This window comes from Thalassotalea euphylliae (genome assembly GCF_003390335.1).
Classification (GTDB): Bacteria; Pseudomonadota; Gammaproteobacteria; order Enterobacterales; family Alteromonadaceae; genus Thalassotalea_F; species Thalassotalea_F euphylliae_B.
Map to the genome: position 1 here is coordinate 3897845 of NZ_QUOU01000001.1, position 12318 is coordinate 3910162.

General features: G+C 46.8%; 9 protein-coding genes. 2 read left to right on the forward strand and 7 right to left on the reverse strand.

The window, feature by feature from the left end; translation table 11 throughout:
* Positions 1 to 16: 16 nt before the first annotated feature.
* The 4 genes from DXX93_RS17060 to DXX93_RS17075 form a co-directional block, all read right to left on the reverse strand.
* Positions 17 to 3160, reverse strand: a complete 3144-nt coding sequence (locus DXX93_RS17060) for an efflux RND transporter permease subunit (RefSeq protein ID WP_116009157.1) — start codon at positions 3158 to 3160, stop codon at positions 17 to 19.
* Complete coding sequence (locus DXX93_RS17065; RefSeq protein ID WP_116009158.1) at positions 3157 to 4470, reverse strand: efflux RND transporter periplasmic adaptor subunit; 1314 nt, start codon at positions 4468 to 4470, stop codon at positions 3157 to 3159. Before DXX93_RS17065 ends, DXX93_RS17060 begins: the two co-directional genes overlap by 4 nt.
* Positions 4471 to 4542: 72 nt before the next feature.
* Positions 4543 to 4920, reverse strand: coding sequence for a YacL family protein (locus DXX93_RS17070; RefSeq protein WP_116009159.1), 378 nt, complete (start codon positions 4918 to 4920; stop codon positions 4543 to 4545).
* A gap of 334 nt (positions 4921 to 5254) precedes the next feature.
* A complete protein-coding gene (locus DXX93_RS17075; protein WP_116009160.1) occupies positions 5255 to 6136 on the reverse strand; it encodes a LysR family transcriptional regulator in 882 nt (293 codons plus the stop codon).
* Positions 6137 to 6347: 211 nt separating this feature from the next.
* Between DXX93_RS17075 and DXX93_RS17080 the strand changes: the two genes are divergently transcribed.
* Together DXX93_RS17080 and DXX93_RS17085 are read left to right on the forward strand one after the other, a co-directional pair.
* Complete coding sequence (locus DXX93_RS17080) at positions 6348 to 7349, forward strand: aldo/keto reductase (protein ID WP_116010019.1); 1002 nt, start codon at positions 6348 to 6350, stop codon at positions 7347 to 7349.
* A gap of 397 nt (positions 7350 to 7746) precedes the next feature.
* Entirely contained in the window at positions 7747 to 8106 is a 360-nt protein-coding gene (locus tag DXX93_RS17085) for a hypothetical protein (RefSeq protein WP_147302710.1), read from the forward strand.
* Positions 8107 to 8135: 29 nt separating this feature from the next.
* On the opposite strand, the gene DXX93_RS17090 is transcribed toward DXX93_RS17085, so the two are convergent.
* From DXX93_RS17090 to DXX93_RS17100, 3 genes are all read right to left on the reverse strand, one after another.
* Positions 8136 to 8543, reverse strand: coding sequence for a GFA family protein (locus tag DXX93_RS17090; protein WP_116009162.1), 408 nt, complete (start codon positions 8541 to 8543; stop codon positions 8136 to 8138).
* A gap of 51 nt (positions 8544 to 8594) precedes the next feature.
* On the reverse strand, positions 8595 to 9779 hold the full coding sequence (locus DXX93_RS17095; RefSeq protein ID WP_116009163.1) for an acyl-CoA dehydrogenase: 1185 nt from the start codon (positions 9777 to 9779) through the stop codon (positions 8595 to 8597).
* Between the two features lie 194 nt (positions 9780 to 9973).
* The gene (locus tag DXX93_RS17100) at positions 9974 to 12157 is read right to left on the reverse strand and encodes a DUF6351 family protein (protein ID WP_181902248.1); all 2184 of its coding nucleotides are present in this window, start codon (positions 12155 to 12157) and stop codon (positions 9974 to 9976) included.
* Positions 12158 to 12318: the final 161 nt, after the last annotated feature.

Sequence of the window (12318 nt, forward strand, 5' to 3'; positions counted from 1 at the left end):
TAATTAACTTGGTCAATTATAGTTGAGCTTGTGACGCTTCGTTGATTTCCCTATGTTTTCTGGTGAACAATCCGTGTATGTCTTCTTTAATCATATAAAGCGACGGGATCAGGAACAAGGTGATAACGGTCGCAAACATAATGCCAAAGCCCAGTGATATCGCCATAGGGATAATAAACTGTGCCTGTAAACTGCCCTCGAAATAGAGAGGGAAAATACCAAAGAAAGTGGTTAGCGAAGTAAGTAGTATCGCGCGAAAACGCTCAGTGCCAGCATTAATCACAATATCTATCATGCGCTGGCCAGTGCCTTTAGCCCGATTAATAAAATCGACTAAAATCAAACTGTCGTTTACGACCACACCGGTCAGCGCGATAAAGCCATAAATCGACATCATGTTAATGGTTTTACCCAGTAGAAAGTGACCGACTATCGCACCAATAATGCCAAACGGAATAACTGACATAATAACCAGAGGCTGTACATAAGACTTGGTTGGAATGGCAATCAGGCCGTAAATTAGGAATAAAGCGCCCAAGGCAGCAATACCAAGCTGGCGAAGAAAATCCGCTTGCTCCTTACTCGCTCCCTCAACGCCGTATGTCACCGATGGATAATCGGCCAAAATATCCGGGATGGTTTCGTCGTTCATTTCAGACAGGACTTTGCGAGATTCAATTTTCTCGCTATCGATATCGGCAGAAACGGTGATCGAGCGTTTTTGATTCACCCGAGTAATGGTTGAAAACCCTTGGCCTAGGCTAATATCGGCCACTTGATAAAACGGCACTTGCTCACCACTGCCCGTGCGAATCCACATGTCTTCAAGATCAGTAATGGAAAGGCGATCTTCTCTAGGGTAACGCACCATCACCTTTAATTCGTCACGGCCACGCTGAATGCGCTGCGCTTCTTCCCCATAGAAAGCTTGGCGCACTTGCTTTGCCAAGTCAGACAGGGTCAAACCAAGCACTTCTGCTTCCGGCTTAATACTGAGCTTAATTTCTTGAGAGCCACGGCTAAACGAATTGCGAATATCGTAAACCCCGTCATAAGCCCCTAACTTATCCATAATGCGTTCAGCAGCAGCTTCTAGCTCGACATCGTTGCGCCCGGTAAGTTGGAACTCAAGCGCGGCCCCACCGCCAACATTCGTGCCAGCGAAAAAGCGAATTTCCTTGGCTCCGGGAATCTCACCAATTTTCTCACGCCACAGCTTCTCGATCTCGTAAGCGTTAAGCTCGCGCTGCTCCGGTTTGACCAACTCCAACAAAAAGCTCGCGCTGGTATTACCGTTAGTGAAAATCATCGAGTGTTTGATAAACGAAACGCCGTTAATTTTATTTTCTTCTGCCACCTCAAAGGCCGCGTCTTTGATACGCTCTATCGCCTTGTTACGCTCACTCACTGCGCTGCCGTCAACAAGCGTTAAGTTGCCTTGGATAAAGTCACTCGGCACATTGGGGAAAACTTCCACTTTCACGAACGCACCAACAATTAAACCAACCGTGAGCAGCAAGCCAGCAATAAAAATGGCAATGGTGTTGTACCTAGCGACTAACGCCTTTTTCAAAAGAGGCTTGTAGGTGTTGTGGATAAAATTATCTAATCCCGCCTTAAAACGCATTTGAAAACGCTCAAACGCGTTGGGGTTCTCCTTCAACGGCACGTATTTCATATGCGCTAAGTGGGCAGGCAAAATCCACTTTGATTCAATTAACGAGAAAATCAAACAGAAGGTGACAACTAACGCGATGGCGCGGAAAAAGGCGGCAAAAGTAGCGTCGATAAACAACAAAGGTGCAAAGGCGGCAATGGTCGTCAGCACTCCGAAGGTTGCAGGCATCGCAACCCTTAATGTGCCTTTAATCACGTTGTCGGTTGAGTGCCCAGAGCGCTGAATTTCTGTGTAGGCACTTTCACCTATCACAATAGCGTCATCAACCACGATACCGAGCACCATGATAAAGGCGAACAGGCTTAGTAAGTTAATTGACACTGACCAGTCGCCCATAATCGGCATCAAAATAAACGCGCCGAAAAAGCTAATCGGAATTCCGAGCATGACCCAAAATGCAACGCGCAGGCGTAAAAACAAGGTCAGTACCAGGAAAACCAAAAACGCACCGAGGATCATGTTGGAAATCATCATGTCGAGGCGATCTTTCAAGTAAAACGAAGAGTCACCCCAGGCGGTCAGCTTGGCACCTTGCGGTAATTGCTTGTTTTTCTTGGCAACATAGGCATGAACTTGCTCAGAAATATCCAAGTCGTTCTGGTCACCCGTTGATTGCACCATAATGCTGGAGGTATTTTCACCATTAAATCTGGCAAAATCTTCACGTTCGACAAAACCATCAACGATATTGGCAACGTCTGACAAGACTAAACGCGTGCCATCTGCGGCAGTGCGCAAGACAAGGTCACTGTATTCTTGACCTGTGTAGGCTTGGCCCTCAACGCGCAGCGAAATGTCGCCACCTACTGTTTTGATTGTGCCACCTGGCAAGTCAATGGAAGAGCGGCGCACTGCTGCGGTGACTTCATCAAAGGTTAAATCAAACTGCTGAAGTTTCTCCTCAGACACTTCAATGCTGATTTCATAGTCTCGACTCCCCACCACTTCAGCACTATTAATACTCGGTAGCGCCATCAACTCATCACGAACATCTTGTGCCATGTTTTGACGCGCTCGGCGATCCATATTACCGCTTACCGATAACCAAATTACTTGCCCTTTAAACTCTTGGCGCGTGACTATGGGTTTTTCTGCCTGCTCGGGAAAGGTGGTAATCGCATCAACCTGTTGCTGCACTTCATCGAGCTTTTCTGCCAGCGAGTAGCCGGATTGCAGTTCAATCTCGACACGGCCAACGCCTTCGCTCGCCGTTGACACCATACGCTTAATGCCTTCGATATTTTCGACGGCTTCTTCAACTTTGAGGATAACGGATTGCTCCACTTCCTCAGGCGCAGCGCCTAAGTGCGGGACAACCACTTGAATGCTGTTTGGGTTGAACTCAGGAAACATTTTTTTGTTCAGCCCCTGAAAGGAAATAAACCCAGCAATCAGAATAAAGACCATTAATAAGTTGGCGGCAACACTATTGCGAGTAAACCACGCAATAATGCCAGTTAACTCTTCCTTAGCTTGTGTCATACCCCTGACTCCTGCGCAGCTTCGTCTTGGCTCTCAGTGCTATCTTCACTGGTCGTTGCCGTTTGCTCGTCAGCACTTTCTTGCGTTTGCTGATCTGGCGTCCACTCACCATTAACCCGCAACGTCATGCCCTCAACCGGAGTTTCCAAATTGGTTAGCACTAAACGGCTACCTTGGGCAAAGTTGTGTTGTGAATAAACATACTCAACATCAGAGCGAAGTACCGGCACTTGCTGAATATGCAGTTGATTTTCTTCGTTGATTAAATACACAGTATTCGCCCCGTGCACTGCACCACGAGGAATGGCAACCACGTCACTCACCGACTTCCCTGAGATCTTGGCGTTAACAAAAGTTCCAATGCGAATCTCTTCAGCGGTGTTTGAGTCCAATACGCCATAAGGGTCGACAACTTGCGCAACCACGTAATGAACACGAGAAGAAGTGTCGACAACACCTTCGTAGCGCGTCAGTTGAGAATTCCAGCTTTGACGTGTGTTATCAACGTCATAAAAAAGCTCTACCGTCGAACTTTCACTTTGCGACTGATTGATTTTCGGTAGGTTTAAAAAAGGGACATCGCGCTGTTTGACGGGCAGGCGAACTTCCGCGTAATCAATGGCAAAGGTGTCCGCCAGCGCAGCACCAACCGTGATGTATTGCCCAACATCAACACGCTTAGCTTTGAGCATGGCATCGTATGGCGCCAAAATTTGAGTACGGGCAAGTTTGCGCTCGGCTTCTCGCAAGTCCGCTTTAGCAGCAATTAAATCGGCCTTGGCTTTTTGCAGCTGGGGTTTACGCAACGCCAAGATCGGCGCTTGCGCCAGTGTTTTACCAGTGAGTAACCATTCGTCTTTCGCCTGCTCTGAGCGGGCTTGCTCAGACACCAACTCAGCTTCTGCCGATTCCAATCGCGACTGGGCTTGCAGCACTTCAACTTGATAGGTGTCGTCATCAATTTTCAGCAGTTGCTCGCCTTTTTTGAAAAAGCCACCAACAACGAATTTGTCAGACACTTCACTGACCATGCCCGACACTTCTGAAATCAACACCGTTTCCGTACGTGGCATGACCGAGCCGTGACTGGCAATGGTAAATTGCACCTGCGTTGGGTGTAACGCCGCAACATCCACCAAAGGTGCACGAGTTTCAACGGTTTTTTTAGCCGGTTTTGGCGCCATCATGCCTAAAACCATGACCGCGATAATGGCGAGAAAAATAATCGCGATGGGGGTTAATACGTAACGTAGGGGCACCATGCGCTTAGCGCGTTTCGGCTTAACTTGATGAGCGGCAGAGTTGGACATTAAACGACACCATGATTTATTAAAATTATAACTTTCAGTATGTTACTAACTCACTTTTGCCTTTTCAATGAGTTAATTTTTGGTAAATTTTGCCCATGACAACAATATTTGACGAAAATCATCAAGCCCACAGGCGCTGACGGTTTCACTGTCTAGGTGTAAGTCTTGAACAGCAAGCTCTTCTGGTACGCTGTCACTGCCATTTAAGTTCGAATTAGGCTGAATAAAGGCATCTTGCTCCGTCAACGTCACGGAATATTCACGGCCAGTCACGGTTATCTCGTGCTGATGTTGACGTTCAATCTTTTCAATCGCAATTAACATTGCCGATAGCATTTCAACGTTACCGCCCACTTCAGTTTCCAACCAAGGGCCGATCATTTGCTGTTCCAGAGAAAATAACGCTTTTGCTTGCCCAGATATTGGGTCATGTCTGAATTCGTATTCCATAAAAAACCTAACACGTTTGACGTTGAGGCAGCGCTTGGTGTGAATTAAGAGCTATTCGCGCTACCGAAATTATTGACTAAAGCAAACCTTCAAACTCACAAGGTCTACTCATTTGTGAAACGCTTGCTTTGAGTGTAGCAAAGCCGCGCTAAATAACTAACCTCTGACGCTGTGATGTGACGGCACCTGTACACAGGTTTTTGTGCCTCAGTAACTGTGCTTAGGTTGTTGTACCTGAGCTATTGTGCCTGAGCTATTGTGCTGAGGTTGTTGTACCTGAGCTATTTTACTTGGGCGATTGTGTTTGAGTCATTGGAGTCATTGCACACTGATACTAGCCGCTACACTTCGCCGAGATAAACTCACAAAAGCTCAGCACTTTGCGCGCAGGTCGAATTAATTGCGGCCTGAGTAAATAGATCGCTGAGCTAGCAGCAGTTTGCTCTGTCTCTTTGTTAAACAAAGCGACCAAATCACCCGCTTGCACTAACGAGTCAACAAAATAGCTAGGCAGATAGGCAATGCCTGCGCCCCTAATCACCTGCTCACGGATAATCGCTTTGTCATTTATCACCAGCGCCTTGTTCGGTGTGATGCGCTGCGACGAGAATTGCCATATTTCATTGGCCGCGCCCATCAAGCACTGGTGGTCATTTAATTCGCAGGGCGTTTCAAGGTGACCATGCTGGGCTAAATAACTGGGCGAAGCACAACATATGTAGCCGTAATTTAACAATTTTTTGGCGATTAGATTATCCGGCGGCATTTTAGTCGCTCGAAACGCAATGTCAAAGTCATTGGCCATTAAATCGTACTGGGTATAGCTGGAATCTAGCCGGATTTGAATAGCTGGATATTGTTGTTGAAACTCAATACACCAAGTGGCGAGTTTACCCAGGGTAAATTGTTGTGGTGCAGTAATGTTGAGTACACCAGATATTTCATCACTTTCCGCACGGGTAAAACGGTCAATCGCCAGCATATTTTGGCGCATTTCAGCCACTTGTTTCGCCACTGCCATACCTGATTCGGTGAGCCTGACACTGCGTGTGGTTCGCACCAATAACGGGGTTGCTAATTCCTGCTCAAGTTGCTTAATTTGCGCCGATAAATAGCCTTTTGAAACAGCTAGCACTTGTGCCGCTTTGGTAAAGTTTAACTGGCTAGCAACCTCCGCAAACAATAACAAACGCTCAACTTTTTTATGCTCTCTCATTACGTTTCGCCCCGTGTTTAGATCTGTGTCTAGCCCTGTGCTGTCTTGTCCTACTTTTTCATTGCTTCTTACATTGTTTCACATTGTTTTATATAAAGCACAGTGAATTCTTATTGTTTTTATTTTGCTTGGCAGCACCAAACACTAAACTTAGCGATACAGTTATCCACCATAGTGTTGAATGTTAAATGAATGTTCAGGGTCGAAAATCATGAAAAAATTATCAATTCACCAGCACCTGCCAGCGGCAAGTCAAATTATCAGTGGCTGCATGGGCCTGGGCGGTCACTGGGATCAGCAACCATACAGCAAAGCGCACGTTTACCAAGCTCAGCAATTAATCGAAACATCGCTCGCTCACAACATTAACTATTTTGACCATGCCGACATCTACACGTTTGGCAAAGCTGAACAAGCTTTTGGGCAAGTACTTGCCAAGCAACCAGATCTGCGAGCACAGATGATCATCCAGTCGAAATGCGCCATACGATTTGAAGATAGTAGCGGCCCCAAGCGATATGACTTTTCAAATGCATGGGTAACGCAATCGGTTGATGGCATCTTATCGCGGCTAGGCATTGAGTACCTCGATGTACTGCAACTGCATCGACCAGATCCATTGATGGAATTAGCGGAATTAGCAGCTTGCCTTACATCGCTAAAAGCCAGCGGTAAGGTGAAGCATTTTGGCGTTTCCAATATGAATCATCATCAAATTGCTTATCTGCAATCAGCGCTCGATATGCCAATCGTTGCCAATCAAATTGAAATGAGCTTGAAGCAACTGGGCTGGCTAGAGCACGGCGTTTTAGCGGGTAACCCTAACGGTAGCCATCATAATTTCTGCGCTGGCACGTTAGAGCATTGCCAGTTAAACGGTGTGCAAATTCAGTCTTGGGGCAGCCTTGCGCAGGGGATATTTTCTGGTCGAGCCATCGATAGTCAATCAGATGCGGCTAACGGACATGCAACTAACGCCGAAAAAATCAGGGCAACAGCAGCGCTGGTCGCAACATTGGCGGCGCAATATCAAACGCCCCCCGATGCACTGGTGTTGGCTTGGTTGATGAGACACCCAGCCAACATTCAACCGATTATAGGTACCACTAACCCAGAGCGAATTAGCCGCTGCGCCGAGGCGGTACAGATTGAGCTATCGCGCGCGCATTGGTATCAGTTATACGTTACCGCACGTGGCGCAGAATTGCCGTAAACCGACACTAGCATCGAACAGCAAAACAAAATAGATAATAAAAACAAAGCAAAGTAGAGCGTACAAAAACTACGTGCCTTCGCTAGCTAAATCACTATAAGATGTAGACTGATTCAAATACTTAACCTTAGCTCGGGATAAGAAATAGTCAGTAACCAATAGGTTTATCAAGTTAAATGAATAATAGTCTTCTAGCGAGAAATTTTTGCTGATATCAAAGCGAATATACGCGTCAATAGCGAGTCTCGGCTTAGGTTCCAACGTCGCTCTATCTCCCCCATCCGTGGGGTCGTCTTGCAAGTGAATTCAATACAGATAGCAGTAAAAAAGCCGTTAGCAGCACATTAGTTATCCAAAACTAAGGTTACTTAGTGTTTTAACAAGGAATTGAAAAACGATGCAGCGACTACATCAAATAGCGAAACGATTATATCCATTGCGCTCCGCGGCCTATCTTATGGCGTTTGTTGCGCTGGCGGTTTTCCTTGGCTTTTCGTTTGCTGATCACAGTCGTACTGATCAGGTTTGGCAGTTCGCCAGTGCATTGTTGTTAATGTGGAGCTTAATGCTCGCGCTTTTTATCTACAGTTTTAGCAGCCAAATTGGTGCTTCAACAAGCAATGCTGGGCTATTGACGCGCCTGCGATTATGGCTGCTACGCATGATTCAAAAATTGATTATGTGGCTGTTTTTTATCGCCCTACTCGCCAGTATTTTTATGACCTTTCGCTTGTTGAGCTATGGTTTCTACCAATAGCGAGGTGCACTGCTCTGGCCTGTATTCGCCTATTTTCGATACCCTGAAAACTTAGGTAGCGCATCGTCCATGGTCAGCCACTGCGCCTTGCTCTGACAATAAATATGCGCATCGGGCATAACCGCTTCCAGCACATCAAAAGCTGCTAAAGCAATCTCGACTGTCCCTTGCGCGCGATTAAAGCGTGACTCAAACAGCAGGCTTGAGCCACAGCGCTGGCAAAAACTGCGTTCACTCTCGTTTTCCGCGCGATAATGACCGAGCAAGTGCAAGCCCGATTGCCAATGCAGGTGCTCACGCTTGACTTCACCAAAGGTCGAAAATGCCGCGCCGTGGAATTTCTGACACATTTTACAGTGGCAATGGCCGACCAGCGGCTCAAACTGCGCAACTTCAAACTGAATGGCGCCGCATAAGCAACTACCGACACTGCGCATACACTTTCTCCACGTTTTGAGATACCTATTCTTGAAAAATGCCTGCCAGTGCTAGAAAAACGCCTGTAAGCCTGTTTGTGCGCGCCCTAAAATCAAGCCGTGGACATCAAACGTGCCTTCATAGGTATTGACGGTTTCTAAATTGATCATATGGCGAATCACGTGGAATTCATCGGCGATACCATTGCCACCGTGCATATCACGCGCCATGCGCGCAATATCAAGCGCCTTGCCACAATTATTGCGTTTCACCAGTGAAATCATGGTTGGCTCCCACTCACCGCCATCAATAATGCGGCCAACCCGCAGTGAGCCTTGCAAGCCCAGTGATATCTCGGTTTGCATATTGGCGAGCTTAGTTTGAAACAACTGTGTTTGTGCCAACGGTTTGCCAAATTGCTGGCGATCTAAGCCGTATTGACGGGCGCCGTGCCAACAAAATTCAGCGGCGCCCAATGCGCCCCATGAAATACCGTAGCGCGCCATGTTTAAACAGCTAAATGGGCCTTTTAAGCCACGCACTTCTGGGAACATGTTTTCTTGAGGCACGAATACTTTATCCATGACAATCTCACCAGTAATGGAAGCACGCAATGACAACTTGCCTTCAATTTTAGGTGCGCTAAGGCCAGCCATGCCTTTTTCGAGCACGAAGCCACAAATGGCATCACCCTCGGCTTCATTTTTAGCCCAAACGACGAACACGTCCGCAATGGGTGAGTTTGTGATCCACATTTTCGAGCCTGTTAACTCGTAGCCACCAGCCACCTTTTTGGCGCGCGTGATCATACTTGCCGGATCTGAGCCTGAGCCCGGCTCAGTTAAGCCAAAGCAGCCAATAAATTCACCACTGGCAAGTTTAGGTAGGTATTTCTCTTTTTGAAGTTCACTGCCAAAAACGTTGATGGGGTGCATTACCAAAGAAGATTGCACGCTCATTGCACTGCGATAACCAGAGTCAACACGTTCTACTTCGCGAGCGACCAAGCCATAGCTCACATAGTTAACACCTGAGCAACCATATCCCTTAATAGTTGCCCCCAACAAACCCACCTCGCCAAACTGGCGCATAATATTGGCATCGAATGTTTCATTGCGATTAGCCATTAAAATGCCCGGCATTAATTGCTCTTGGCAGAAGTTGTGTGCCATGTCGCGAATCATGCGCTCATCTTCGGTGAGCTGCTCATTGAGTAACAAAATGTCATCCCAATTGCTTAATACTGCATTTGCCACGCTTGTTTCCTTCATTAACTATGTTGAATTGGTATTAGTTTGACGCAACTGCTAACGTTTACAAAATAAACCTAAGGTTTTGTGATAGATAATTTACGTCAGTCAGTAGCGAAAAGTTGCCGCTTATTATTACAGGCGCTTGTGTCTAGCGCTTTACATCTAGTGCCTAACACCTAGCGCCTAACATAGCTTAGCTATAAATTAGTTGGCCGAGCTTGATCTGGATAACGATAATCGCATACCCCAGTGGGAAAAATCGCATTGAGCTTAGTTAGGTGCGGCTGCATATCAATATCGCCATAAACCCCTTGTGCGATTGCCTGCTCAACTGGCATCAATTTACAACGAAATATATTACCCGCCCATGGACCACCAGCAGCAATACGGCTATTACTAAAGCTTTCAAAATGCTGCGCACACGCCCCCGCCGTTTGCTGATTCCAATTGCCATGCCATACCTTATCACCACTGGCAATCACCTGGCCTTGATGATCAAAGCACGCATCGACAATATCGGCAGGTTTTGTTTGCCATGCGGAAAGTTCAGGGTTAGCCCGCCGCTGTTGCAGCCAGCGATCCATGGCTGCAAAGGCACGCACCTCAGGTTGATAGTTCTTATCTGCCACCCAAATAATCTGATGCCGAGCATGCCCTAACGCTTGAGTTATTCGCAGCCGAGTGACAAAACTGGCAGACATATGATGCATATCCAGCTCATCTTCCAAATAATGGCGAACATCAATAATGGGCAAATCAATATCCCCAATAAATATTTGGCCACTGCGGTAGGCCATTGCTGCCGCCTGATCACTGCCTGCTAGACGTTTTGCAGGTTTGTCAGTCGTTGCCTGAGTGATATTGTGGCGACTCCATAAAGTTAGCCATAAGATGCCTTTTTTACCGCGCCAGCCACCAATAAATCGCTCAGGTGCCATCTCTGCCAGCGGCTTCCAACTGCCAATATGCCAATTAATGTCGATAAACTGCTGAGCAGACAACTGCCGTTGTCTTAACGCCAATAAGCCATATTGCACCCCTTGATTGCCCCATGTATGGTTAGCAAACCCTAGCTCGTCATGACCAAACAGCTCGACCATATCTTGCCAATAGCTCCACTGCACCTGCTCGGCGACAGTGTCAGCAAAATACTCATTCAAAAAACCTTGTGCCGGGTTGTGGATAAAAGTCGATAAACCAAACCAGCCATTAATACATTCGCTATTCCCCTGTGGGGGACGAGGCCAACGCCCTGCTAGCACTTGATTTATCGGCTCTAATACCGCACTGACATGAGTGTCACCGTTACGGGCATTCATGCCTTCCAGTAAAATACGGTTCGGCCAGTGTCGCCAAAACTCAGGTGTTTGCGATCGAAACGCATAGTAGTTATTGAGTAAGTCACAATCGAGGGCATACAGGGTTTGGCTGATCATATCTGGGTAAGAGTAAAGCGGAATGGCCGCATCTAATAGGCCGTTACTATTCTGGCCAATTAAGTACTGCGCTAAGGCACCACCAGAGCCACCAATCCCGACTGTGTATTCGGGTTTTCCGTATAAACTGACAAACTGATGTTTAACGCGGCGCGCGGTGTCCTCAGCGAGTAACATATTATAGGTATGACTAGTTTTATTCGCGGTTGAGGTGATCACCGCATACCCCAAGCTAAGCTGTTCAATGCGCCGCTCTATGGTGCGCTTTATTCTGAGCTTACCTTGGCGAAAGCCAATCCCTGAGCCCCCTTCAAACTGATAGATTAGCTTGTTATTCCACGTATGGTGCGGATTAACTTGCTCGCGTGACCATTGGCTTACAGGCATGATCAGCAAATAAAGAAAACGATTAATCGTACCGGTTTCCAACTGAAAAAGTTGTTTTGCCGACTGGCTAATATCCGTTGCTGGCAAGTGCTTAAAGAGCTTAATTTCACCATTTCCAAAGACTGCGGCATAACTGATTGTGGTTGGTATCGCACAATCTTTACTGTAGCCAATGACCTGCTGTTTTTTGTCTGGATTTGCTTGCTGCTCATAGACCGCGACTCCCCAACCGGCTTGATTATCGACGTGCGGCTGTCCAAGGCCACTATCAAGTGTCATGCAATAAAATGGATATTGCGGCGCGCCTGCGTATAAGGTATTTATCGGGCCAAACTCACCAAGTTTAATGGGAAAGGGAAAGGTTTCTTTTGGCCGTGCGCTAAAGCGAATATGGGTGGAAAAATCCAAGATCTTCGCACTGGTATGTTCACTGGCCAGATGCATGGACGGCAGTCCCTGAACCTGTCGCAGCCTATACTTAGACGAGTCAGAATATGACAAATAGGCCAGCGAACTGGCGCTAACGACTACAAGTACCACTAAGATCCTAAGCCACATAAGGCTCCCCTGACTTATTCAATGATGACTACGGCCACAAATTACACACGAGCGTGCGCTCTCATTTAAGTTTAGAAATTTAAAACAGATCTTTCCTGTTGATCTGCTAACCTAAAGCGCAATCAAATAAGCTAATTTATTGAATCCAAGTTAGAAGAGGA